This is a genomic window from Lysobacter arenosi, assembly GCF_016613475.2.
Lineage (GTDB): Bacteria > Pseudomonadota > Gammaproteobacteria > Xanthomonadales > Xanthomonadaceae > Lysobacter_J > Lysobacter_J arenosi.
On the sequence record NZ_CP071517.1, the window covers coordinates 2521122 to 2546126 of the forward strand.

Consider the following 25005-nt stretch of genomic DNA (forward strand, 5'->3'; position numbering starts at 1 on the left):
GGACAGCATATGAACCGACAGCATGGACCGGTGTTCGACAGCCCCACAGTGCCGAAAGTTGCAGCGGCTGTCACCCCACCACGGGTGGGAAAAACCGTGCCATGGCATGCACAAACGCCCGTTCATCCAAAAGCGTTCAGCTGGGCGACGGGTGGCGTTACACGGGCATTGGGCAAGCCGGCACCCACCCAAGCTGCAGGTTTGCCGGTCAAAGACAGGTGACGCCGCCAGGCGGCGCGCGGGCTCAGTTGGCCGCGACGACGCCGGCTTCGATCGCCGAACGGTCGGCGTGATAGGACGAGCGTACCAGCGGGCCGGAGGCGACGTGGGTGAAGCCCAGCGCCATGCCGTAGACCTCGAGTTCCTTGAACTCTTCCGGCGTCCAGTAGCGCAGCACCGGATGGTGGTGGGCACTGGGCTGCAGGTACTGGCCGATGGTGATCATGTCGACGTCATGCGCGCGCAGGTCGCGCAGGGTGGCCTGCACCTGGTCCATGGTCTCGCCCAGGCCGAGCATGATGCCGCTCTTGGTGGCCACGTTCGGGTGCTGCGCCTTGAACTTCTGCAGCAGGGTCAGCGACCACTGGTAGTCGGCGCCGGGGCGGACGTTGCGGTACAGGTCCGGCACGGTCTCGACGTTGTGGTTGAACACGTCCGGCGGATTCGTCGCGAGGATCTCCAGCGCGCGCTCCATGCGGCCCTTGCCGCGGAAGTCGGGCGTGAGCACCTCGATCCGGGTCTTCGGGCTGTGCTCGCGGATCGCCGCGATGCAGTCGACGAAGTGCTGGGCACCGCCGTCGCGCAGGTCATCGCGGTCGACGCTGGTGACCACGACGTACTTCAGGCCCATGTCGGCGACGGTCGTCGCCAGGCTCAGCGGCTCGCCGGCATCGGGCGGCTTCGGCCGGCCGTGGGCGACGTCGCAGAAGCTGCAGCGGCGGGTGCAGACCTCGCCGAGGATCATGAAGGTCGCGGTGCCGTGGCTGAAGCACTCGTGGATGTTCGGGCAGCTGGCTTCCTCGCACACCGTCACCAGGCGGTTCTCGCGCAGCTTGGCCTTGAGCTGCTGCACCGAGTTGCCCGACGGGATGCGCACTCGGATCCATGACGGCTTGCGCAGCACCGGCGCATCGGCGAACTGCACCGGCGAGCGCGCGATCTTGTCGCCCGCCACCTGCTTCACTCCCGGTTGCAGGGTCTCGGGCACGGCAGTGCCGCCGACCATGGCGAGCGGGATGGACTTGGCAGTGGAGTCGGTCATGGGGGCGGGCAAATCACGGTGATGGAGCGGCGGGCTCGACCTGCAGGCCGAACTGGCGGGCGACGTGGCCGATGAGCACCGGCTTGACTGCGTCCAGCCCCGAAGGGCCGCCCAAGTCTAGCATCGAGGTCACTTTCAGCCCCTGGTAGCCGCACGGGTTGATGCGCGCGAAGGGTTCCAAGTCCATGGCGATGTTGAAGGCCAGGCCGTGGAAGGTGCAGCCGCGGCGGACACGGATGCCGAGCGCGCCGATCTTGGCCCCGTTCACGTACACGCCCGGGGCGCCTTCGCGGCGCTCGGCGTGGATGTTCCAGTCGGCCAGGGTGTCGATCATCGCCTGCTCGATCCGGTGGACGTATTCCTTGACGCCGACCTTGAGCCGCTTCAGGTCCAGCAGCGGGTACAGGACGATCTGGCCGGGGCCGTGGTAGGTCACCTCGCCGCCGCGATCGACGTGCAGCACCGGGATGTCGCCGGCGAACAGCACGTGCTCGTCCTTGCCGGCCTGGCCAAGGGTGAACACCGGATCGTGCTCGACCAGCCACAGCTCGTCGGGTGTGTCGGCGCTGCGCTCGTCGGTGAAGGCCTGCATGGCGCGCCAGACGGGCTCGTAGGCGCGCCGACCCAGATCCCTCATCAGGGCCGCAGGCATGGCCCCCTCCCCTGCGACGGGAGGGCTGGCGAGGGGATGGGTTTCGGCCGCCGGGACGTCCACGTCGCTCAGAGCGTCCACTTCACTTCCGGATGCTCCCGCAGCACCGCATGGGCCAGGTCGTACTGCTCGCGGCTCTCGGCGCGGAAGCTGATGCGCACCGACACGAAGCGGCCGTTGCTGGAGTGCTTCCAGCTGACCGATTCGTTGACGACTTCTATCCCGGCGTCCAGCAGCAACGTCGGCAGCACCGTCTCCAGGTCCTTCTCGGCCGCGCCCATGGCGCTGAGCTCGAAGGTGCCGGGGAACTGGAAGCCGTGGTCGGGGTTGTCGGATTTGATTTCCATGGGGCGATTATGGGTCCGGGGGTGGGGGAACCCAAGTCTTCCAGGGCCGTGGGCAAGGGATTGAAACGAAGAAGCCGGCTTTCGCCGGCTTCTTGTTGCTGCAGTCAGCGTCGGATCACTCCGACTCCCACCACATCCACAACTCGTCCCACAGGCGCTTGAAGAAGCCACCCTGCTCGACGGCGTTGATCGCCACCAGCGGACGCTGCGAGATCACCTTGCCGTCCAGCATCACCTTCACCGTGCCGATCTTCTGGCCCTTGGCGATCGGTGCGACCAGGGTCTTGGGCACGTCCATCATCGGCTTGAGCTGGTTGTACTTGCCGCGCGGCACGGTCACCAGCAGCGGCTCGGCGACGCCGAGCTGGACTTCGTCGGCTGCGCCCTTCCACACCTTCTGCTTGGCGATCTGCTTGCCGACGTCGTAGAGCTTGTGCGTCTCGAAGAAGCGGAAGCCCCAGTTCAACAACGCCTGCGAATCGACGGCGCGCTGGTTCTCGCTGCTCGAACCCATCACCACCGAGATCAGGCGCTGGTCGCCACGCATGGCCGAGGCCATCAGGCAGTAGCCGGCGCCGGAGTGGTGGCCGGTCTTGATGCCGTCGACCGACGGATCACGCCACAGCAGCAGGTTGCGGTTGGGCTGGGTGATCGGACCGACCGTGAATTCCTTGATCTTGTTGTACGAGTACGCGACCGGGTAATCGTGGATCAGGGCGCGACCGAGCAGGGCCAGGTCGTGCGCGGTCGAGTAATGGCCTTCGGCCGACAGGCCGTGCGGATTGACGAAGTGCGAGCCCTTCATGCCGATGCGCGCGGCGTACTGGTTCATCAGCGCGGCGAAGGCGTCGGTCGAGCCGGCGACGTGTTCGGCCAGGGCGATCGCGGCATCGTTGCCGGACTGCACCACCATGCCCTTTTCCATCTGCACCAGCGGCGCGGTCTTGTTGACCTCGAAGCCGGAGTAGCTGCCGTCGGTGCCGGCGCCACCGGTGCGCCAGGCGTTTTCGCTCATCATCACCTGGTCGGTGTCCTTGACCTTGCCGGCGGCGAGTTCGGCGGCAATGACATAACTGGTCATGACCTTGGTGATGCTGGCCGGCTCGACGCGCTGGTCGTAGTTCTCGCCGGCCAGGATGTTGCCGCTGGCGGCGTCCATCAGCACCCACGCGCTGGCGGTGATCTGCGGCGGCGGCGGAACCGGCAGCGAATCGCTGGCGGCCGGCAGCGCGGGTGCGGCGGGCTGCGGCGACGGCGCCTGGGCGATGGCCAGGCCGGTCACCAGCGTGGTGACCGCGGCCAGTGCGGCGGCTCTGGCAAGAGCGGGTACTTTCATTGTCTCAACTGCTCCGGAGGCCGGCGACGTGCCGGCCAGTGTCTGAGGGGTGGAATTCTAGTTCGCGCACGCTTCAGTCGCGGACGCGCTGGGGCTGGCCGAATCCAAGACCGGCGATGCGGGCCGCAAGTTCCGGTGCCTGCGCGGCCTGGAGCGGGCCCACGCGCAGGCGCCAGATGGTCTGGCCGTTTGCGCTGGCGTCGCTGATCTGGGCGGTGTCGATGCCGGCCTGGCGCAGCGTCGTCAGCGCGCGGTCGGCATTGGCACGGGCGGTGAAACTGGCGACCTGCAGGACTACGCCGTCGCCGCTGCCGGCAGGCGCCGGCGCGGCGGTCGGCGACGCGGTGGCCGCACTTGCCACGGCCGCGGCGGCGCTGCCCAGCACGGTCGGCTTGCCGGTGGCGATGCGCACGCCCGGCGGCAACTCGCCGGCTGCGGCAGTGGCGACGGGCATCGCGGCGATCAGGCGGTCGATCGGCGTGGGCTTTGCATCGGCCGGCCGCGACGGCGCGGGGTCGGGCGTCGAGGCGAGTACCGGCCGGTCGTCGTCACCCGGCTGCAGCGCGCGGACTTCGACGCGGCCGGTGCCGCGCGCGGTAATGCCCAGCTTGACCGCTGCGGCGTAACTCAGGTCGATCACGCGCCCGTCGTGGAACGGGCCGCGGTCGTTGACCCGCACCACCACCGACTTGCCGTTGTCGAGGTTGGTGACGCGGGCGAAGCTCGGCAGCGGCAGCGTCTTGTGCGCGGCAGTGAAGGCGTACATGTCGTACACCTCCATGTTGGAGGTGCGACGGCCGTGGAATTTCTGGCCGTAGTAGGAGGCGGTGCCCTTCTCGACGTAGCCCTTGGTGCTGTTGAGCACTTTGTATTGCTTGCCCAGCACCGTGTACGACGCACGGTTGCCGACCGCCGAGCGCGGTTCGTTGGTCACTTCCGGCTCGGGAATCGCATCGACATCGGGCACGTGCTCGGGCGTGCTGTCGGACACGCCCGGCTTGTACAGGCCGCCGGCGGTGTAGTTGCCACGCGTGCGCGGATCTTCCTGCGCCGGCGCATACGGCGACTTCTTCTTTCCCTTTCCGTCGGGCAGCTTGCTGTGCTGGACGCCGCCCTTGTCGGGGATGCCCGCGGGCTGGGAAACGGACTTCTTCGGCGCGCTGGCACAGGCGACCAGGCCCAACGCCAGCATGGCGCCGAGCGTTGAACGGACAAGGCTGCGATGCATGGCCGTGGACCTCATGGCGAGGGCGGGACGACGACAGCGGCAGTGGCGGCGACGGGTTCGTTGGCGCGGCCGGCGATGAGCTCGCTCAGCTGGAACACCGCCATCGCGTAGTGCTTGGAGATGTTGTAGCGGGTGATCGCGTAGTAATTGCGGAAGCCGAACCAGTACTCCTGCCCGTCGACACCGTCGAGCTTGACCACCGTGGCGGTCTGGCCCGGCGACACCGGCGTCAGCGGGCGGAAACCGCGCGCGGCCAGGTCGTCCATCGAGTAGACCGGATCGAGGTTTTCCGGATCGATGGGCTTGGCGTCGACGGTGGCATTGGCGCGCACCGTGACCGGCCCGCCGCGCACCCAGCCGCCCTTCTTGGCGAAGTAGTTGGCGATCGAGGCAAAGACGTCGTCGAGGTTGTTGAACAGGTCGCGCTTGCCGTCACCGTTGCCATCGACGGCAAACTCGCGGTAGCTCGACGGCATGAACTGCCCCCAGCCCATCGCGCCGGCATAGCTGCCCTTGAGCGTGGTGATGTCCAGGCCGGTTTCCTTGCCGAGCGCGAACAGCTGGCCCAGTTCGCCGCGGAAGAACGCCTCGCGGCGATTCTCGCGGTCGGCCTTGGCCGGATCGCCGGTGCGCGGATAGGCAAAGGCCAGGGTGTAGAGCGCGTCGAGCACCGGATAGCTGCCGGTGTTCTTTCCGAAGTTGGTTTCCACGCCAATGATCGAGACGATCACTTCCGCCGGCACGCCGTACTGCGCCTGGGCGCGATCGAGCTGCGCACGGTGCTCGGCGAGGAAGGCGCGACCGCCGTCGATGCGCGACTGGGTGATGAAGATCGGCCGGTAGTCGCGCCACGGCTTGGCCTCGGCCGGCCTGGACATCGCGGCGATGATGCTGTCGCGGATCTCGGCGCGGTCCAGGACCGACTCGATGTAGGCAGGGTCGATGCCGTACTGGGCAGCGGTGTCGCGCACGAAGGCGGCCCGCGCCTCCGGCAGCGCCTTGCGCTCGTGCGGCTCGGGCAACGCCGGCGTACCCGGAACCGAAGTGGCCGGGGCAGCGGGTTTGGCGGGAGTTTGTTGGGGAGCTGGCGCCGAAGCTTGGGTGGCGCAGCCGGCCAACGCGAACAGGAGCGCGCTGATCACGGCGCTACGGAGAGTGTGGCGTCGGGTCATCGCCGCGAGGGTAGCACGCACTTAAGAAGGTCAAAACCGTGTGTTCGGGGGTGGCTGAACCGGGAGTCAGGTTCGGGTACCTGAATGGGAAAGGGATCAAGCGCCCCTCTCCCCGCCCTGCGGCAACCCCTTATCGCGCGTACACCGGCCGATGCGCCCGCACCGCCATCACCACGCCCAGTCCCGCCAGCAGCGACACCGCCGATGTGCCGCCATAGCTCAGCAGCGGCATCGGCACGCCGACCACCGGCAGCAGGCCCGAGATCATGCCGCCGTTGACGATCACGTAGACGCAGAACGCCAGGCCAAGTGCACCGGCGATCAGGCGCGAGTAGCCATCGCGGGCCTCGGCGGCGATCCACAGGCAGCGGCCGATCACGAACAGGTACAAAGCCAGCACGGTGGCCACGCCGACCCAGCCGAACTCTTCGCTGAGCACGGCGAAGATGAAGTCGGTGGTGTGCTCGGGCAGGTAGTTCAGGTGCGACTGCGAACCCTGCCCCCAGCCCTTGCCGGTCAGGCCGCCAGCACCGATGGCGATCTTCGACTGGATGATGTTCCAGCCAGTGCCAAGCGGGTCGGACTCGGGGTTGAGGAAGGTCAGGATGCGATCCTGCTGGTACGGCCGCAGCAGCCAGAACCAGGCGACCGGCGCGATCGCCGCGACCGCGCCGAAGGCCATGCCGAACCACCACCACGGCAGGCCGGCCAGGTACAGCGCGAACGCACCGCTGACCGCGACCAGCATCGCCGTGCCGAAGTCCGGCTGCATCAGGATCAGGCCGGTCGGCACCGCGATCAGCAGGCCGGCGATCAGCACTGTGCGGAACCGCGGCGGCAGCGACTGCCGGTCGAGGTACCAGGCCACCATCATCGGCAGGCTCAGTTTGAGCAGTTCCGCCGGTTGCACGTAGACCACGCCCAGGTTGATCCAGTGGCGCCCGTGCTTGCCGGTGCCGATCAGCAGCACCAGCATCAGCGGTATCAGCGACAGTGCGAATACAAACGGCGTCCAGTTGCGCAGCTGGTTCGGCGGGATCCGCGACAACACCCACATCATGCCCAGGCCGGCCACGAAGAAAGCGCCCTGGCGGACGACCAGGCCGATGGCGTGGTCGGCGGCGCTGTAGAGCACGGCCAGGCCGATCACCATCAGGGCGAGGATGGCGCCGAGCAACGGCAGGTCGAGCGTGCGCATGAAGCGCACGAGCAGGTCGAACAACCAGCGCAGGATCTGTCTCATCGGATCGGACCTGCGTCCCTCTTGGCGGTTGCTGGGGTAGAAGTTGGCGGCACCGGGGCGGGCACTGCGGCGGGCACCGCGCCCTGGGGCGCTGCCGCCGTGGGCACGGCAGCCACGGGCACGGGTGCCGTTGCGCCGATGGTGTCGGCCGGCAGTTCGGCCACCGGTTGCGGCGGACGCAGGTGCTTGGGATCGGTCGGCACCGGCTCGGGCATTTTGCCCAGCAGCCAGGCGTCGAAGATCTTGCGCGCGATCGGCGCGGCGGTGCTGCCGCCGAAACCGCCGTGCTCGACAGAGATCGCCACGACAATCGTCGGGTTGTCAGCCGGCGCGTAGCCGACGAACAGCGCCTGGTGGCGCAGGTGGTACGGCAACGAGTGCGGATCGAAGCTGATGTTGCCCTTGCGGCTGATCTTCTGCGCGGTGCCGGTCTTGCCGGCCATCAGGTAAGGCGCGCCCACGGCCATCGCGCGGCCGGTGCCACCCGGGGCCATCGTCGCCATCATTCCTTCCTGCACCGCGCGCAGGTTGTTGGCGTTGTCGGTGATGCGCGAGGGCTTGGGCTGTTGCAGCGGCGCCCACGGCGCCAGGTAGCCGTCGCGGCGGTCGGCGACGATGTGCGGGCGGACCCAGGTCGCCGCCATTGGCGATGGCCGCGGTGCCGCGTGCGAGCTGCAGCACCGTGGCGATCCAGTAACCCTGGCCGATGCCGGCGTTGACGGTCTCGCCGGCGTACCACGGCTCCTTGCTGCGCTTGCGCTTCCATTCCGGCGACGGCACCACGCCGGACTTCTCGCCGAGCAGGTCGATTCCGGTCGGTTCGCCGAATCCATACTTGCGCATGTACTGGTCGAAGCGCTCGATGCCCATGTCGTAGGCGAGCTTGTAGTAGTAGAAGTTCACCGACGCGGCGATCGACTTGCGCAGGTCGGTCCAGCCGGCGCCGCCGTGGGCGTCGCGCCAGCCGCGGCGCTGGCCGGGAATGTAGAACGTGCCGGTCGAGAACACCTTGTCCTCGGGACGGCGCAGGCCGCTGTCGAGGCCGGCCAGTGCGATCAGCGGCTTCACCGTCGAACCCGGCGGGCCACCGCCGAGGACGTTGCGGTTGAACATCGGGCGCGACGGGTTGTCCATCAGCGCGCGGTAGTCGACGTTGGAGATGCCGTTGACGAACAGGTTCGGGTCGTAGCCCGGCAGGCTGACCATGCCCAGCACCGCGCCGGTGCGCGGATCGAGCGCAACGGCCGATCCGTCCATGTCGCCGAAGGCGGTGACCATCGCCTGCTGCAGGTCCAGGTCGATGCTCAGGCGCAGGTCGGCGCCCGGCGTGGCGGGCACATGGCCGACCTGGCGCATCGGCCGGCCGTCGACGTTGGTCTCGATCTGTTCGTAGCCGACCTTGCCGCGCAGCGCTTCCTCGTAATAGCGCTCCAGCCCGGTCTTGCCGATGTGGGTCAGCGCCGCGCCGCCCTCGCCGAGGGCCTTGAGGTCGTCGGCGTCGATGCGCGCGACGTAGCCGATCACGTGCGAGAACAGGTCGCCGTACATGTAACGGCGATTGAGGTAGGACACCAGGTCGATGCCGGGATAGCGCCAGCGGTCGACGGCGAAGCGCGCGGCCTCCTCCTCGCTCACCCGCAGCTTCAGCGTGATCGGCTTGAAGCCGCGGGTGGCGCGGCGCTCGTCCTCGAAGCGGGCGATGTCCTCGGGCGACAGCGCGATGACCTTGGCCAAGTCCGGCAGCCAGGTTTCTGTCTTGCCGGCTTCGAACGGCGTCACTTCGATGCGGTACGCCGGCACGTTGTCGGCCAGCACCCGGCCCTTGCGATCGAGGATCAGGCCGCGACCGGGCACCACCGGCCGCAGCTTGATGCGGTTGGCTTCCGAGCGCGTCGCATAGTCGGCGTGCTGCCACACCTGCAGGCGGAAGTACCACAGCCCCAGGCCGGCCAGCGCCAGCAACACGCAGGTGAAGGCGATGGCGGAGCGCAGACGGAACTGGTTGGCTTCGGCTGCGGCGTTCTTGAGGACGCGACGACGCGGACCCATCGTCAACGCCCCCGCCAGCGGCCCAGTCGCAGCGAGTCCAGGCCCACGAACAGCAGCGGCCACAGCAGCATGCCGGCCAGCGGCGCCAACCAGGACGAGGCCGGCATCGTCGGCTCGCCCACCGCGATATGGATCGCGGCGGTGACGATGCGGTCGTTGAGCAGCAGGCCACCGATGGCCAGGGCCTGCTGCGACATCGGGAAGAAGCGCAGGCGCGCGCGGAAACGCTGCAGGATGTAGGCCATCACCACCAGCCGCAGCGCCTGTTCGCCGAACAGGCCGCCGTAGACCAGGTCACCGGCCAGGCCGATGAGGAAGGCCACGCCCAGGCCGATGTGGTCGGGATCCTCGATCACCCAGTAGGCCAGCACCAGCGCCAGCCAGTAGGGGCGCAGCGGCTGCAGGGTCGGCGGCAGCGGCAGCAGGCCCAGGATCAGCGCGACGACCAGGCTCAGCGGCAATACCCATTGCGGACGGACGCGGGTCATCGGCGCGGCTCCGTCGGTGCAGCGGGTTGCGCGGGAGGCTTGTTCGCAGCCGGCGCTTGCGCGTCGGGCTTGGCTGGCGTCGATGCCGGCGCTTGCGTGCCGGGCTTGGCCGGCGTCGTTGCCGGTGCCGGCGAGGCTTGCGTGGTGGCGGCTGCGCCCGGCAATGCCGCAGTACCCTGCCCGACCGCGATGGCGGCACCCGAGGGCGCGCTCATCGCCGGCGAGGTCGTGGCATTGAATGCGGTCGCGCCGGGAAGCGGGCTGGGCTGGTTCAGCAGGACCAGCACTTCGCGGCCGCGGTCGAGCTGCGCCGCGGGAGTGACTTCACCAATCAGGAATGCGCGGCTGTCGTCGGGACGCAGCGAGGCGATCGTGCCGACCGGGAAGCCCGGGGCGAAACGCCCGCCCAGGCCGGAAGTGACCAGCACGTCGCCGACCTTGATGTCGCTCGACAGCGGCACGCTCGGCACGCGCAGCAGGTCGCTGCGGCCCTCGCCGTAAACCACCAGGCGTACGCCGTTGCGCGCCACCGCCACCGGGACGGCATGCGAAGGGTCAGTCAGCAGCAGCACATTGGCGTACATCGGCGTTACCGCAATGATCTGCCCAAGCAGGCCGCCTGCGTCGATCACGCTCTGTCCGACCTGCACGCCGTCGCGGCTGCCGGCATCGAGCACCAGGCGCTGGCGGGTCGGGTCGAGGTCGATATCGAGCACCGGCGAGAGCACCACGTCGAGCTTGCCGCGCTCGGCGGCGTCGAGCAGGCCGCGCAGGCGGGCATTGTCGGCCGCCAGCGTCTGCAGCCGTGCCATCCGCGCCTGGTTCAGCATCAGGTCGTTGCGCAGGCGGCGGTTCTCGGCGGTCAGCTGGGTCAGCGTGCCGGCGTCGTCGCTGATGCGTTCGACCATCTGCCCGGGCCAGCCGGCGACCATCCACAGCGGCTGCACCAGCAGCGTCGCCTGGCGACGCACCTGACTCAGCCAGCCACCGCGGTGGTCGAGCATGATCAGGGTCACCGCCAGGGCCAGGTAGGCCAGCAACTTCAACGTACCGGCGACATCACCCGTGCGGGCAGCGGTGGGAGGACCGGCGTAGGAAGGCACAGGAGGGCTGGGTCGACAGAAGTGGGAATGGGAGGGTGGAGCACTGTTTTACCCGTTTCCCGCGTGCCCCTGGGCGAGAATCGGTCAAGGAATCTGAAATGCGCGGGCCGGATGCCGCGCAACCGCAGCCATCCGGCCTCGATGTTTCCCCACTCGCGCCGTGCTTACTCCGGCGCGAAGAACTCGTTGCCGTGCATGTCGACCAGTTCCAGCGCGCGGCCACCGCCACGGGCGACGCAGGTCAGCGGATCGTCGGCGACCTGCACGTGCAGGCCCGTCTCCTCGCTGATCAGGCGGTCCAGGTCGCGCAGCAGGGCGCCGCCACCGGTCAGCACGATGCCGCGCTCGGCGACGTCGGCGCACAGTTCCGGCGGGGTCTGCTCCAGCGCCAGCTTGATCGCCGAGACGATGCCGGCCAGCGGCTCGCGCAGGGCCTCGAGGACCTCGTTGGAGTTGATCGTGATCATCTTCGGCACGCCCTCTGCGAGGTTGCGGCCGGAGACCTCGATCGAGGCCGCCTTGGTCTGCGGGTAGGCGCAGCCGATCTCGATCTTGATGCGCTCGGAGGTCGCCTCGCCGATCAGCGTGCCGTAGGTGCGGCGCACGTAGCTGATGATCGACTCGTCGAAACGGTCGCCGCCGATGCGGACGGAAGCCGAGTAGACGATGCCGTTCAGGGCGATGACTGCGACTTCGGTGGTGCCGCCGCCGATGTCGACGACCATCGAACCGCGTGCCTCGGTGACCGGCATGCCGGCGCCGATCGCGGCCGCCATCGGTTCCTCGATGAGGTAAACCTCACGCGCGCCGGCCTCCTCGGCCGATTCCTTGATGGCGCGGCGCTCGACCTGGGTCGAGCCGCAGGGCACGCACACCAGCACGCGCGGACTCGGGCGCAGGAAACGCGACTTGTGCACCTTGCGGATGAAATGCTTGAGCATTTCCTCGGTGTAGGTGAAGTCGGCGATGACGCCGTCCTTCATCGGGCGGATCGTGGTGATGTGGCCCGGGGTGCGCCCGAGCATCATCTTGGCCTCGCTGCCGACCGCCGCGACGGTGCGGTTGCCGCCGATCAGGCGGTCCTGGCGGACAGCGACCACCGATGGTTCGTTCAGGACGATTCCCTGGCCGCGGACGTAGATGAGAGTGTTGGCCGTGCCCAGGTCGATGGACAGGTCGTTGGAAAACATGCCGCGAAACTTCTTGAACATCGAGGGATAGGCCGTCAAATGGGGGCGCGAGGGGTTCGCTAGCCTAGCAACCGCCCCCCCTGCGAGCAAGGAAAAAACCTGCAATTCCCGGCACTTCGTGCCGCCGGTGGTCACCCCGGGGGTTGCGGCCCGAATTCGCACCCGAAAGGCGGCCAAGAGCGTCTCCCGGACGGGGGTGATCGGCGTGCTGGTCGTCCGGGTCCCCAGCGGCTACCCTAGCGCCCGCGCGGCGCTCCGGCCGCTTTTTTCTTTGGGGTACGACCGATGTCTGCGCTGATCTGCGGCTCTCTGGCCTACGACACGATCATGGTGTTTCCGGACCAGTTCAAGAACCACATCCTGCCGGACAAGGTTCACATCCTGAACGTCTCGTTCCTGGTGCCGCGCATGCGCCGCGAGTTCGGCGGCTGCGCCGGCAACATCGCCTACAACCTCAAGCTGCTCGGCGGCGATCCGATTCCGATGGCCACCGTTGGCCAGGACTTCGGTCCGTACCGCGAGCACTTCGAGCAGCAGGGCATCAACCTGTCGCAGGTGAAGGAGATCGAGGAGCTGTTCACGCCGCAGGCCTTCATCACCACCGACCACGACAACAACCAGATCACCGCGTTCCATCCGGGCGCGATGATGCGCAGCTACGAGAACCACGTGCGCGACGTCAAGGGCGTGAGCTTCGGCATCGTCAGCCCCGACGGTCGCGAAGGCATGCTGCAGAACGCCACCGAGTTCGCCGAGCTGGGCATTCCCTTCATCTTCGATCCGGGCCAGGCGATGCCGCTGTTCAACGGCGAAGAGCTGCGCCACTTCATCGAGCAGGCCGATTACGTCACCGTCAACGACTACGAGTCCAACCTGCTGCAGGAACGCACCGGCTGGAGCGAGAACGACATCGTCAAGCGGGTGAAGGCGTACATCACCACGCGCGGCCCGCACGGTTCGCAGATCCACACGCCGGAAAAGACCTTCGACATTCCGCCGGCGCACGAGCGCCGCGTCACCGACCCGACTGGCTGCGGCGATGCGTTCCGCGCCGGCCTGATCTTCGGCATCGAGAAGGGCTACGACTGGCTGACCATCGGCCGCATGGGCAACCTGATGGGCGCGCTCAAGGTCGAACACCCGGGCACGCAGAACCAGCGCTTCGATTACGACGAGTTCAACGAACAGTTCAAGCAGCAGTTCGGTTATTCGCTCTGACGCATTGGCGATGCTGGCGCTACATCATGTGCGCCAGCCATAGCAGCTCCGGTGCCGCCAGGCGTTCGAACTCCTTGTAGGGCATCCGCACCACTTCGGTGTGGTTGCCCGCGTTGAACGCGATCTCGTCCTGGTGCGCCAGGCGCGAATCGACATACACCGGCATGCCGTAGAGATGGCCGAACGGCGGCATCGCGCCAGGTTCGCAGTCGGGGAATGCGCCGCGGAACTCGGTCTCCTCGGCCAGCTCGACCATCGCACCGCCCAGGGCCAGCCCCAGTCGATACAGGTCGGCGCGGTAAGTTGACGGCATCACCACCATCGCCAGTCGGCCGTCGGCCTTGATCATCACCGTCTTGGCGAAATGCACCGGTTCGATGTGTGCGATCGACGCGGTGTCGTGGGCGGTGATCGTGCGCGGGTGGTTGAGCGTGGTGTAGGGCGCGTGCCCCTGGTCGAGCAGATTGTGCAGGCGTGGTGAGAGCATGGCGGCCTCCGCCTGGCTCGGCTGCGCTCCAGTCACGGCCGTGCCGCTGGGGATGGACCGGCGCGCGCATCCGGGCGGGCGCCGCAGCGGCGGGCCTCAGGGCCAGCCGCAGCCCGAGCTTACTCCTGGCGTGCAAAGACGGCGTGGTGATGCCATGAGCCTGATGTCACGAGCCTGACGTCATGAGCCCGCCGCTCAATTCCACTTCGGCAGCTTCGAAGGGTCCAGGCCGCCGACTTCGAACACCGCCGTGCGCGTTCCGCCGGCCTTGACCGGGAACTCGATGGCGATGCGCTTGGCTGCCTTCACCGTCTTCCACAGCGCGCGCTCGTCCTCGATGAACATCGCGATCGCCTGGTCGGTCTTCGGCCGGCTCGCGGCTACCGCCCTGGGCGCGGCATCGTCGACCGCCAGCTTGACCTTGCAGCCGCCGTAGCAGTCGAAGTCGCCGGCTTCCAGCACCAGGTAGCTGCTGCGGCCCCAGTCGGGATGGTCGCGGAAGATCAGCTGCACCGGACGCGCGCCGCTGCCGTCGGTGTCGACGTACTCCTTGGCGTAGATCGATGCCGACAGCTGCTCGCCGCCCTTCACCGGCTGCGTCTGGTAGGTCCACAGCGCCGCGGTGCGACGTTGCTCGCGCGCCTTGTCCGCCTTGTCCTTGACCTCCTGGTGGCGCTCCTCGATGCGCGCCGCGGCGGCACTGGTCGGGTACTTCGCCATCAGCACGTCGCCGTGGGCGCGGGCCAGTTCCCAGTTCTGCTTGCCGTACTCGGCCTCGAATGCAGCGGCCATGGCATCGGCCTCCTGCTCGCGCGCGGCCGCCTGTTGTGCCTCGGCCACCTTCGGGTCCTTGGCCGGCTCGCACGCGGCCAGCGCCAGCGTCGCGGCGAGCACGATGGCTGCGGTCAGTGAGTTCATCCTGCGCTGGATCATTGTGTCTGCCCTCGTTCGATCAGCATTTCGATCGCCTGCGCGACCATCCCGGGTTGTTCGACCAGCGACATGTGCCCGCAGCCCTCGAGCAACACTCGATTTGCCTGCGGGATGCGCTCGGCATACAGCGCCATCGCGCTGAAGTCGATCACCGCGTCCTGCCGGCACCACAGCAGCAGCGTCGGCTGGCGAATGGCGGCTGCGGCCTTTCCGGGCAGGAAACTCTCGTCGCTGCGGCCGATGCGTTCGAGCACCTGCTGCTCGAATGCCGCATCGCCACGACGTCGACTGATGTAAATGCTGCTTGCCGGCCACGGTGCCCACGGTCGTACCTTGGCATCGTGGAAGACAGTATCGAGGTAGCGCTTGAGCGATGCCTCGTCCTCGACCGCGAACGGATTCTTGCCGGCCAGCACCTGCTCGCCGAAGCGATTGTCGGCGAAGCGCACGCCGGCCGCGTCGATCAGTCCGACGCGCGCGACCTGCCGTGGATAACGCGCGGCGACGACTGCGGCGATACCGCCACCCATCGAGTGCCCGAGCAGGACGACACCGCGCGGGTCGGCCGCGACCTTCTCGATGAATTGGTCGACGCGCTCGCTCTGGGCGAGAAAGCCATAGTCGGCGCCGTCGACGCGCTGGCTCTCGCCCCAACCCGGCAGGTCCGGGATCAGCAGGCGGTAGTGCCCGCGCAGGAGCTTCGCGACCGGGTACCAGTTTTCCTTGCTGCCGGTGAAACCGTGCAGCATCACCACGGTGGGCGCGTCCTTCGGTGCCGCGTCGCTGTAGGCGTAGACCCAGCGGTGGTCGTCGACCGTGGCGCTCTCGCGCGACAGGCCGGCGGCGATGCGCTGGCGGGCGAAGTCGGCACGCACGAGACTGTAGGGATCGCGCCAGAGGACGATGGCGACGACCAGCACGAGCAGCAGCGGAATGACGATCGCCAGGAGCCTGAGGCTGCGGTGCGTCACGGCTGGATTCCCTGGTGTGGCCTTGAGGAAGCGACACGCTGCCCTCCCCTTCGCTGCGCGAAAGGGAGGGCGCGGAACGATTACTGCTTGGCGGTCGCCTGCTGCGCCTTGGCGATCGCCGCTTCCACCGAGTCGGTGGTGATCGGGTGGTAGCCCGGTCGCGCCTTGGCGAAGGTGTCCTGCGCCAGCTTCAGGCCTGCGGGCGTTTTCACCAGCTCGTTGTAGGTCGGCATGATCAGCTTGCGGCGGCCGATGCGCTCCAAGAACGCGGCGATCGCGTCATTGGCCTGCGTGTAACCGCTGCGCACGGCGAGCGGATACCAGCGCTGGGCGATCTCGCCGTTCGGCGTGCCGGTGAAGTGATACGCGGCGTCGAGCGCGGCCAGCGGCTCGGGCTTGAGCGTTTCGGGCATGCCGTCGATGAAGTGCACCCATTCCTGCGTGCTCCACTTCGCGGTCGCGTCCTTGGCGGGCAGCGTGCCGGCATCGAGCCAGGCCTTGCGCGCGGCATCGACCGCATCGAAGCGCGGCGACACCGTCTTGGGTGCATTGGCCGGAACGCCCGGCTGGTAGATCCACTCGTCCAGCTCGGCTTCGCTGACCTTGCCCGGGTACTTGTCGAGCAGGTTGGCCTTCGCGTACTCGATGAACGTGGTGGTCGGGATGCTCTGGAAGGCGAAGTGGTCGAAGTAGCCCTTCAGGAACGGATCGAACACGTCGCGGCCGTAACGCTCCTCGAGGAACTGCAGGAACCAGGCGCCCTTGGTGTAGACGGTCGAGCTGCTGGAGTCATCGGGATTGGTGACGGTGCCCGGACGCTGCGCCAGCACCTGCAGCTTCGGATCGATTTCCTTGTACTCCGCGGCAAGCTCGTTGCGCGAGATCACTTTCTCCATGTCGGCTGCCGGCTTGCCGTACAGGTCCTCGACGATGCGGTTTTCGACGTAGCTGGTGAAGCCTTCGTTGAGCCAGCTGTCCTTGGGCGTGGAGAACGTCACCAGGTTGCCAGACCAGCTGTGCGCCAGCTCATGCGCGACCAGCGACACGAGCGACTTGTCGCCGACGATCACGGTCGGCGTGGCGAAGGTCATGCGCGGGTTTTCCATGCCGCCATACGGGAACGACGGCGGCAGCACGAGGATGTCGTAACGCTCCCAGCGGTACGGGCCGTACAGGCGCTCGGCCGTCTGCATCATCTTCTCGGTGTCGTCGAACTCCTTGGCCGCCTTCTTCACCATCGCCGGTTCCGCCCAGACACCGGCGCGGCCGCTGATCGGCTGGAACACGAGGTCGCCGGCGGCGATCGCCAGCAGGTACGACGGGATCTTCTGCGGCATGGCGAAGGTGTAGTCGCCATCGCGCGCGGCCTTGGGATCGTTATCGGCGCTCATCAGCACCATCGTGTCCTTCGGCGAGGTCACGTGCGCGGTGTAGGTGAAGCGCACCTGCGGCGTGTCCTGCAGCGGCACCCACGAACGGGCGTGGATCTGCTGCGACTGGCTGAACATGAAGGGCGTCTTCTTGCCCTCGGTCATCGCCGGCGTCAGCCACTGCAGGCCCGATGCGTCGGGCGAGGTGTGGTAGGTGACGCGGATGCGCTTGTTGCGCGACGGTGACTCGATGACGAACTTGCTGCCGAGGGTCTTGTCCTTGTCGCCGATCTTCCAGGTGAGGTCTTCCCACTTGCCGTCGGCGCGCTCGCCCACGACCTTCTCGACGGTGATGTCGCGCGAGTCCAGCACCAGCTGCGTCGCCTTGGGGTCGGTCCAGTCCAGCGTGTAGGTCGCGCTGCCGCCGAGTTCCTTCTTGTCGAAGTCGACGTTGAGCATCAGGGCGAGGTCGTTGATGCGGACCTTGGACGGCTCGGCGTAGGAAAACTCGTCGACGACGGCGGTGGACTTCTGGTCGGCTGCTGTCACGGTGGCGGCCTCCTTGGAAGCGGTGGCGGCCGGCGGCGCGGCATCGCGCGAGCAACCAGCGGCAAGGGCGGCAACGAGGCAGAGGGAGAGGATCGAATGACGCATGTGGGCCCACGACGGACAGGGTGAGCGGTCGAGTTTAGCGCCTCGATGGACCGGGGGCACCGGGCTCGGCGGGCCTCGCCAGTGTGAACTGCGGCACGGTCAAGGGACGACGGTCACGGGGCTGGGGGCGTGACGGCCTGGGTCCCGGCCTTCGCCGGGACGACGTGACAGTGGGTCCCGGCGTTCGCCGGGACGACGGGGCGGGGCTAGACCTTGTAACCCGTGTGGATCGCCACGATCCCGCCCGACAGGTTGCGGTAGTCGCAACGGGCGAAGCCCGCCGCCTGCATCATCGCCTTCAGCTCGTCCTGCGGCGGATGCTTGCGGATGCTTTCGGCCAGGTACTGGTAGCTGTCCGAGTCATTGGCGAACAGCTTGCCCAGCTGCGGCAGCACCTTGAAGGAGTGGAAGTCGTAGATCGGCTTGAACCAGTCGGCCTTCACTTCCGAGAACTCCAGCACCCGCGCCTGGCCGCCGACCTTCAGCACGCGATGCATCTCGCGCAGCGCCGCGTCCTTGTCGGTGACGTTGCGCAGGCCGAAGGCAATCGTGACCAGGTCGAAGCTGCCATCCGGGAACGGCAGCTTCTCGGCGTTCATCTGCACGTATTCGAAGCCGGCGACCTTGCCCATGTCGGTCATGCGGTCGCGGCCGACGCGCAGCATCTCGCCGTTGATGTCGCCCAGCACGATGCTGCCGGCGTCGCCGACGCGGTCGCGCAGCAGCAGGGCGATGTCGCCGGTGCCGCCGGCCAGGTCGAGGACGCGGTCGCCGCGCTTGACCTGGGCGGTGCCGACGAAATAGCGCTTCCACACGCGGTGCACGCCCAACGACATAAGGTCGTTCATCAGGTCGTACTTGCTGGCGACCGAGGAGAAGACCTTGCCGACCAGCTTCTGCTTCTCGCCGGTGGGAACGTCGCGGAAGCCGAAGTGCGTGGTGCCGGTCTTGTCGGAGCCTGGCTTGTCGGAGCTTGATTGGTTCATCCGGCGATTATCGCATCAACATGCAATTCCCGGGCCCGGCCCCAGCGCCTGCCCGGTCCCGTGGAGCCACGCTGCCATGAGCCAGGTTGCTCCCCGTGAATGGTTGCCGCACGAGCGGCCACTGTTTCCGGGCTCGCCGTCGACGCCGCACCACCCGACCTGGCTGCGCTGGGCGTTCGGGCTGACCGGCGCGCTGGTGGCGATCACCGGCAGCCTCGGCAATGCCATGGTCACCACCAACCTGCTGCAGTTGCAGGGGTCGCTGGGGGTGACGGCCACCGAGATCGCCTGGCTGCCGGCCGCCTACGTGATGACCAACGTCTCGGCCAACCTCATCCTGATCAAGTTCCGCCAGCAGTTCGGCCTGCGCCTGTTCACCGAGATCAGCCTGGTGCTGTACGCGCTGGTCACGTTCGGCCACCTGTTCGTGCACGGACCGGGCTCGGCCATCGCGGTGCGCGCCGCACACGGTATCGTCGGCGCCGCGCTGACCACGCTGGGCGTGTTCTACATGATCCAGGCCCTGCCGGCGCAGCACCGCCTGCGCGCGCTGGCCATCGGCATCGGCGTGAGCCAGATCGGCGCACCGATCGCGCGGGTGATCTCCCCCGACCTGCTCGAGTTCGGCGAGTGGCGCGGTCTTTACCTGTTCGAACTGGGCCTGGCCCTGCTGTCGTTGGGCGCGGTGTTGCTGCTGCGACTGCCGCCGGGCGATCGCTACAAGGTCTTCGAACGGCTCGATGCGCTGTCCATCACCCTGCTGTCGGTCGGCATGGCGCTGCTCTGCGCCGTACTGTCGCTGGGCCGGATCGTCTGGTGGCGCGAGGCGCCGTGGATCGGCTGGTGCCTGGCCGGTTCCATCGTGCTGGTGGTCGCGGGCGTGGCAGTCGAGCACTTCCGCACCAATCCGCTGATCAACACGCGCTGGCTCAGCAGCGGCCTGATGCTGCGGCTGGGCATCGCGATCATCCTGCTGCGCATGGCGCTGTCGGAGCAGAGCGTCGGCGCGGTGGGGTTCCTGCAGGCGATGGGCCTGACCAACGAGCAGATGCGCGGCCTGTTCGCGGTGGTGCTGCTGGGCTGCATCATCGGCATCGCCACCAGTGCGATGACGGTCAGGCCGGTGCTGACGCGGGTGCCGGCGCTGATCGCGTTGACCTGCATCCTCATCGGCGCGCTGATGGATGCGTATTCCAGCAACCTCACGCGGCCACCGCAATTGATGGTGAGCCAGTTCCTGATCGGATTCGGCAGCACCTTCTTCCTTGCGCCTGCGCTGATCGCCGGCGTCGGCAGCGTGATCGCGCAGCCGCGCAACCTGATCAGCTTCTTCGTGATGTTCTCGATCACCCAGAACGTCGGAGCGCTGTTCGGCTCGGCATTCCTCAGCACCTTCCAGGTGATCCGCGAGAAGTACCACTCCAGCCAGCTGGTCGAACCCCTGACCCTGCTCGACCCACTGGTGGCCGCTCGCATCCAGTCCGGCGCCAACGTCTATGGGCAGGCGGTCACCGACCCGGCCCTGCGCAATGCGCAGGGGCTGCGGCAGCTGGCCGCCGCGGCTTCACGCGAAGCCAATGTGCTTGCCTATAACGATGTCTACTTCGCCATCGCCGCCATCGCCGTGATGACCATGATCTGGCTCACGATCGTCGCCACCCGGGCGCGCCTGCAGGCCCGGCGCGAACGTCGGCTGGCCGCCCTCGCAACTGCAGGCTCGACGCCATGAGCACGCCGACCCCCACCCCGCCACCCTCGGCGCCACCGCAACCGGCACCCGCAGCCCCGCCGACGCCACCGCCGCGCCCGCGCTGGCAGATGGCGATCTTCGCCGCGGTAGCGATCGGCGGGGCGCTGGTGGTGCTGTATGCCTGGCACCTGCCACCCTTCCGCACGCCGATCCAGAGCACCGAGAATGCTTACGTCCGCGGCCAGGTCACGGTGATCAGCCCGCAGGTCAGCGGCTATGTCACGCAGGTGCCGGTGCGCGATTTCCAGCACGTGCGCAAGGGTCAGCTGCTGGTACAGATCGACGACCGCTTGTACCGGCAGCAGGTCGACCAGGCCAGTGCGCAGCTGCAGGCCGCGCGCGCCAATCTCGCCAACTGGACCCAGCAGTTGCGCAGCGCCCAGGCCAACGTGGCGCAGACCCGCGCCACGGTCGCCAGCAACAACGCCCTGCACGTGCGCACGGCGGCGACGCTGAAACGTACCGATCGCCTGGCCGGACAGCAGTTGCTGTCGGCGCAGGACCTCGACAACGCCTTTGCCGCCAACGCCCAGGCCGTCGCCGGGCTCAACCAGTCCCGTGCGGCCGTCGAAGCAGCCGAACAGACCGTGCGCAGCGTCAGCGTCAATCGCGACGCGCTGGAGGCGGCGGTGGCCGGTGCCGAGGCCGCGGTCAAACTGGCCCAGATCAACCTCGACCACACCCACATCGAAGCGCCGCGCGACGGCCAGCTCGGCCAAGTCACGGTGCGCGAGGGCGCGTACGTCACCAATGGCACGCAGTTGATGGCGCTCGTGCCGGGCACGCTGTGGGTGGTGGCGAACTACAAGGAAACGCAGATGGAGGACATGCGCATCGGCCAGCCGGCGCACTTCACCGTCGATGCGCTGGGCGGCAAGCGCCTTGCCGGGCGCGTGCAGGAGATCTCGCCCGCCGCCGGCTCCGAGTTCAGCGTGCTGCCGGCCGACAATGCCACCGGCAACTTCGTCAAGATCGCCCAGCGCATACCGGTCAAGATTTCGATCGACGGCGGCCAGGAGACCGCGGCGCGGCTTCGCCCCGGCATGTCGGTGGTGGCCAAGATCGACACGTCGGCCGAAGGCGACTGAGATTGCCGGCCGTCGCTGGCATCATGGCGGCATGAGCGAGACCCCATCGATCCGCTGGCAGGCGCTGCACTTCCGCGAGCTCGACATCGACACGCTGTATGCGCTTCTTAAGCTGCGCTCGGAAGTGTTCGTGGTCGAGCAGGCCTGCGTCTACCTGGACCCGGACGGCAAGGACCGGCATCCGCGGACCATCCACCTGATCGGCCATGCCGACAACGGCGAGCTGGCCGCCTACCTGCGCATCCTGCCGCCCGGACTGAGCTTCCCGCAGGTCAGTTTCGGTCGCGTGCTGACCGCACCGGCCTACCGGGGCCGCGGCCTCGGCGATCCGATGCTGCATGCGGCACTGGAGCAGATCGAGGCGCGCTGGCCCGGTGCCGACATCCAGATCGGCGCGCAGGAACACCTGCAGCGCTATTACGGCAGGCACGGCTTCGTGCCGTCATCGGAACCGTATCTCGACGACGGCGTGCCGCACATCGACATGCTCCGTCGCGCTCGCCGCTAGACTTTGCGCGACAACCCGCGCGCAACAACCCTGCGCGCAACAACACAGGTGCCTCCATGATCGCCACGCCCGACTACCGCGCACTGCTCGCCACCGCCGTCGCCGAGGCCCGCCAGGGCCTGGCCGAAGGTGGCATCCCGATCGGCGCGGCCCTTTACCACCGCGACGGCAACCTGCTCGGCTGCGGTCACAATCGCCGCATCCAGGAAGGCGATCCGTCCGTGCACGGCGAAACCGACGCCTTCCGCAAGGCCGGCCGCCAGCGCCGTTACCGCGACACGATCATGGTCACCACGCTGGCGCCATGCTGGTACTGCAGCGGGCTGGTGCGGCAGTTCAACATCGGCACGGTGGTGGTCGGCGAATCGGTCAACTTCCGCGGCGGCATCGACTGGCTGCGCGAGAACGGCGTCGAGGTCATCGACCTCAACGACGGCGAGTGCATCGACATGCTGGGCGACTACATCGCCGCGCACCCGGACGTGTGGAACGAGGACATCGGCGAGGACTGACGGGCCGCTTCAACGGTTGCCGCAGTCGCCGCATCCAACCCCGGTGCGCGGATGAACGAACCGATCGTGACTTCCGCCGGATGACCCCACCGCCGCCATCGCGCAGGATGCCGCCATGCCCGCCCACGAGTATGAAACCCGCCACGACGCCGGGGACACGCTGAGCACGCACCGCCACGACGGTGCCTATGCGGCGCTGGTGCTGGACGGCAGCTACGTGGAAGCCAGCGCCGACGGCCCGGTCGAATGCACGCCAGGCACGCTGGTGCTGCATCCGCGCTGGCACGCCCACGGCAACCGCTTCGGCGGCAACGGCGCCAAGGTCATCAACCTCGACCTGGGCGAAGTGTTTCCAGTGGGTATCGGCGGCCTGGAATTGCGGGTCCTGCGGGTGGCGAATCTGGCCGATGCCAGCGCGGTGTTCGCACGCGCACATCATCATCTCGATGACCTGCTGCGGGCCTGCGTGCCAGCCGATGCCCCTGCCCTGCACGACTGGCAGCCGGCATTCCTGCACGAGCTGCAGCACGGCGACCTGCCGGTTTCGGTACTGGCGCGCCGCGCCGGGGTCTCCCTCGCCCACGCCTCGCGCAGCTTCCTGCGTTCGCACGGCATGCCGCCTCAGCTGCTGCGGCGCGAACTGCGCTGCCGCCAGGCGTTGGCGATGCTCGGCGGCGACGCGGCCCTGGCCGAGGTCGCCGCGGCCAGCGGCTTCAGCGACCAGAGCCACCTGAACAGGACGCTGCGCCTGGCCACCGGCGCCACGCCGAGGCAATTGCGCCATCAGATCAAATGCGTTCAAGACCGGTCGGTCGCCCTTCGACTGCAATAGGGGCGAAGGCGGCACCCCGACCGCCACCCCCCGAATGGAATCCAGATGAAGTCCAAGGCCAACCTGATCCTGTCGACTGCCCTGCTGTGCGCGGCGTTCGCCGCAGCCGCCGCCGAAGAGCCGACCAGCAGCAAGACCGCAATAGCTTCCATCGCCGAATCCACCAGCGCCATCCTGCAGGGCGACAGCGCCCGCGCCCTGGCGGCACTGGAAGCGACGCCGGCGACCGAGTTCCTGGGCAAGGACGCGGACTACCGCGCCTGCATGCTCGAGCGCTACCACGCCCGCAAGCCGGTGCTGACAACCTCCGCGATCGAGGACAAGTTCCTGCGCGGCGTGCTCGACGACTACCAGGACTACTGGTGGCGCTCGATGGCGGCGCCCGCGCAGCGCGACAAACAGGAAGCAGCGCTGCTGGCCAAGCTGCACAAGCGCCTGGGCGCGAGCGCGGCCAGGGCGACCAGCATGGACGAGATCGAACCGGTTCTGCAGACGCAGCTGGAACAGCACGGCTACCACGCCCAGCTCGGCCGCACTCCGCCGCTTCGCGAACTGATGGTGTGGCGCAAGCAGGACACGCGCATGTACGACGTGCAGCTGCCGGAGCGCCCGTACACGGTCCGGGTCGAACTGCTCGACGATTTCGTCAGCCGCGGCTGGATGGCCTACGGTCGCTGCGAGCGCGGCTCCGCCGGTGGCTGGGCAACGGACAAGGCCTTGTATGCCGTCGTCGGCAGGTACACGCAAGGCCTCGACAGCGAGGAGTTCCGGGTCGTGTTCCTCGGCCACGAAACGCAGCACTTCGCTGACCAGAACGCGTTTCCGGGCATGACGTCGTGGGAACTGGAGTACCGCGCCAAGCTGGTCGAGCTGGCGCAGGGCCGCGAAGTCAGTGCCAAGCGGCTGGACTACATGATCACTGCGCAGAGCGACGACAAGAACTCGCCGCACACCTACGCCAACAAGCGTGTCGTCGCCGACCTGACCGCCCGCCTGGGCAAGTCGCCGGACGCGGTCAGCATCGACGAGCTGCAGGTTGCCGCGCGCGACCAGCTGCTGGAAGACACGCGCGAGCGCAAGGCGAAGGCACCCGCCACCGCGAACGCAAAGTAAACAAGCCTGTGGCATCGTGGCGGCTCCCCCAGACAGGAGCCGCCCATGTCCGAGCATCGCGCTTCAATCCACTGGCTGCGCAATGAAGGCCAGTTCGATTCAGACGGTTACTCACGCGACCACGAGTGGGCGTTCGACGGCGGTCAGCGGATCACCGGTTCGGCCGCGCCGGAATACCAGGGCAACGTGGCGGGTGTGGATCCGGAGGAAGCCCTGGTCGCCGCGCTGTCGTCATGCCACATGCTGACGCTGCTGGCGATCGCGGCGAAGAAGGGTTGGGTGGTCGACGACTACCAGGACGAAGCGGTCGGTACGCTGGAGAAGAACAGCGAAGGCCGCCTGGCGGTGACGCGGGTGGTGTTGCGGCCGCGGATCGTGTTCGCGGCAGGCAAGGGGCCGGATGCGGAGGCGCTGGTGAAGCTGCACGAGTCGGCGCACCGCAATTGCTTCATTGCCAACTCGGTGAAGACCGAGGTAACGGTGGAGGCGCGCTGAGGCGCGCCCCCTCCGCTTG

Annotated in this window: 23 protein-coding genes and 1 pseudogene; 8 read left to right on the top strand and 16 right to left on the bottom strand. The window is 67.9% G+C overall.

The genetic code is table 11. The features are described 5' to 3' along the window. Positions 1–244: 244 nt before the first annotated feature. The 11 genes and pseudogenes from lipA to HIV01_RS11785 all read right to left on the bottom strand — a co-directional run bounded on the left by lipA (position 245) and on the right by HIV01_RS11785 (position 12090). Positions 245–1261, bottom strand: coding sequence for a lipoyl synthase (gene lipA / locus HIV01_RS11735; RefSeq protein ID WP_200607311.1), 1017 nt, complete (start codon positions 1259–1261; stop codon positions 245–247). A 13-nt stretch (positions 1262–1274) separates the two neighbouring features. Continuing rightward, complete coding sequence (gene lipB / locus HIV01_RS11740) at positions 1275–1913, bottom strand: lipoyl(octanoyl) transferase LipB (RefSeq protein WP_207526943.1); 639 nt, start codon at positions 1911–1913, stop codon at positions 1275–1277. 68 nt (positions 1914–1981) lie between these two features. Further along, a complete protein-coding gene (locus HIV01_RS11745; protein WP_200607315.1) occupies positions 1982–2260 on the bottom strand; it encodes a DUF493 family protein in 279 nt (92 codons plus the stop codon). Between the two features lie 115 nt (positions 2261–2375). Further along, the gene (locus HIV01_RS11750) at positions 2376–3596 is read right to left on the bottom strand and encodes a D-alanyl-D-alanine carboxypeptidase family protein (protein WP_200607317.1); all 1221 of its coding nucleotides are present in this window, start codon (positions 3594–3596) and stop codon (positions 2376–2378) included. Between the two features lie 73 nt (positions 3597–3669). Beyond that, positions 3670–4824: a septal ring lytic transglycosylase RlpA family protein gene (locus HIV01_RS11755; protein WP_245156788.1), complete on the bottom strand. Its 1155-nt coding sequence runs from the start codon at positions 4822–4824 to the stop codon at positions 3670–3672. A gap of 11 nt (positions 4825–4835) precedes the next feature. Next, positions 4836–5996: a lytic murein transglycosylase B gene (gene mltB / locus HIV01_RS11760; protein ID WP_200607319.1), complete on the bottom strand. Its 1161-nt coding sequence runs from the start codon at positions 5994–5996 to the stop codon at positions 4836–4838. 130 nt (positions 5997–6126) lie between these two features. Next, positions 6127–7239, bottom strand: a complete 1113-nt coding sequence (gene rodA, locus HIV01_RS11765; protein ID WP_200607321.1) for a rod shape-determining protein RodA — start codon at positions 7237–7239, stop codon at positions 6127–6129. After that, positions 7236–9288, bottom strand: a pseudogene (mrdA, locus tag HIV01_RS11770) (penicillin-binding protein 2). The gene rodA and the pseudogene mrdA overlap by 4 nt, the downstream one beginning before the upstream one ends. Positions 9289–9290: 2 nt before the next feature. Beyond that, positions 9291–9776, bottom strand: a complete 486-nt coding sequence (gene mreD / locus HIV01_RS11775) for a rod shape-determining protein MreD (protein WP_200607324.1) — start codon at positions 9774–9776, stop codon at positions 9291–9293. Continuing rightward, positions 9773–10879 carry a rod shape-determining protein MreC gene (gene mreC / locus HIV01_RS11780; RefSeq protein ID WP_200607326.1) on the bottom strand — a complete coding sequence of 369 codons (1107 nt, stop codon included), beginning with the start codon at positions 10877–10879 and terminating at the stop codon, positions 9773–9775. The genes mreD and mreC overlap by 4 nt, the downstream gene beginning before the upstream one ends. A gap of 164 nt (positions 10880–11043) precedes the next feature. Further along, on the bottom strand, positions 11044–12090 hold the full coding sequence (locus HIV01_RS11785; protein ID WP_158732703.1) for a rod shape-determining protein: 1047 nt from the start codon (positions 12088–12090) through the stop codon (positions 11044–11046). Between the two features lie 264 nt (positions 12091–12354). Here HIV01_RS11785 and HIV01_RS11790 point away from each other — a divergent pair, with 264 nt between their 5' ends. Continuing rightward, positions 12355–13287: a carbohydrate kinase family protein gene (locus HIV01_RS11790; RefSeq protein ID WP_200607328.1), complete on the top strand. Its 933-nt coding sequence runs from the start codon at positions 12355–12357 to the stop codon at positions 13285–13287. A 19-nt stretch (positions 13288–13306) separates the two neighbouring features. Here HIV01_RS11790 and HIV01_RS11795 read toward each other — a convergent pair whose 3' ends face one another. The 5 genes from HIV01_RS11795 to ubiE all read right to left on the bottom strand — a co-directional run bounded on the left by HIV01_RS11795 (position 13307) and on the right by ubiE (position 18688). Next, positions 13307–13774, bottom strand: coding sequence for an aminoacyl-tRNA deacylase (locus HIV01_RS11795; RefSeq protein ID WP_200607330.1), 468 nt, complete (start codon positions 13772–13774; stop codon positions 13307–13309). A 195-nt stretch (positions 13775–13969) separates the two neighbouring features. Further along, complete coding sequence (locus tag HIV01_RS11800; RefSeq protein WP_200607331.1) at positions 13970–14692, bottom strand: hypothetical protein; 723 nt, start codon at positions 14690–14692, stop codon at positions 13970–13972. Positions 14693–14703: 11 nt separating this feature from the next. Beyond that, positions 14704–15678 carry an alpha/beta fold hydrolase gene (locus tag HIV01_RS11805; protein ID WP_200607333.1) on the bottom strand — a complete coding sequence of 325 codons (975 nt, stop codon included), beginning with the start codon at positions 15676–15678 and terminating at the stop codon, positions 14704–14706. 80 nt (positions 15679–15758) lie between these two features. After that, a complete protein-coding gene (locus HIV01_RS11810; RefSeq protein WP_200607335.1) occupies positions 15759–17702 on the bottom strand; it encodes a M1 family metallopeptidase in 1944 nt (647 codons plus the stop codon). Positions 17703–17908: 206 nt separating this feature from the next. Next, positions 17909–18688, bottom strand: a complete 780-nt coding sequence (gene ubiE / locus HIV01_RS11815) for a bifunctional demethylmenaquinone methyltransferase/2-methoxy-6-polyprenyl-1,4-benzoquinol methylase UbiE (protein WP_207526944.1) — start codon at positions 18686–18688, stop codon at positions 17909–17911. Between the two features lie 76 nt (positions 18689–18764). Between ubiE and HIV01_RS11820 the strand changes: the two genes are divergently transcribed. The 7 genes from HIV01_RS11820 (at position 18765) to HIV01_RS11850 (ending at position 24986) form a co-directional block, all read left to right on the top strand. Continuing rightward, a complete protein-coding gene (locus tag HIV01_RS11820) occupies positions 18765–20417 on the top strand; it encodes an MFS transporter (RefSeq protein ID WP_200607339.1) in 1653 nt (550 codons plus the stop codon). Beyond that, entirely contained in the window at positions 20414–21526 is a 1113-nt protein-coding gene (locus HIV01_RS11825) for an HlyD family secretion protein (protein WP_200607341.1), read from the top strand. Before HIV01_RS11820 ends, HIV01_RS11825 begins: the two co-directional genes overlap by 4 nt. A 31-nt stretch (positions 21527–21557) precedes the next feature. Continuing rightward, a complete protein-coding gene (locus tag HIV01_RS11830; protein WP_200607343.1) occupies positions 21558–22034 on the top strand; it encodes a GNAT family N-acetyltransferase in 477 nt (158 codons plus the stop codon). A gap of 56 nt (positions 22035–22090) precedes the next feature. Then, positions 22091–22546: a nucleoside deaminase gene (locus HIV01_RS11835; RefSeq protein ID WP_200607345.1), complete on the top strand. Its 456-nt coding sequence runs from the start codon at positions 22091–22093 to the stop codon at positions 22544–22546. Positions 22547–22661: 115 nt separating this feature from the next. Then, entirely contained in the window at positions 22662–23378 is a 717-nt protein-coding gene (locus HIV01_RS11840) for an AraC family transcriptional regulator (protein ID WP_200607346.1), read from the top strand. Between the two features lie 45 nt (positions 23379–23423). Beyond that, a complete protein-coding gene (locus HIV01_RS11845; protein WP_200607348.1) occupies positions 23424–24491 on the top strand; it encodes a hypothetical protein in 1068 nt (355 codons plus the stop codon). Positions 24492–24536: 45 nt separating this feature from the next. Beyond that, positions 24537–24986, top strand: coding sequence for an OsmC family protein (locus HIV01_RS11850; protein ID WP_200607350.1), 450 nt, complete (start codon positions 24537–24539; stop codon positions 24984–24986). The last annotated feature ends 19 nt before the right edge of the window (positions 24987–25005 follow it).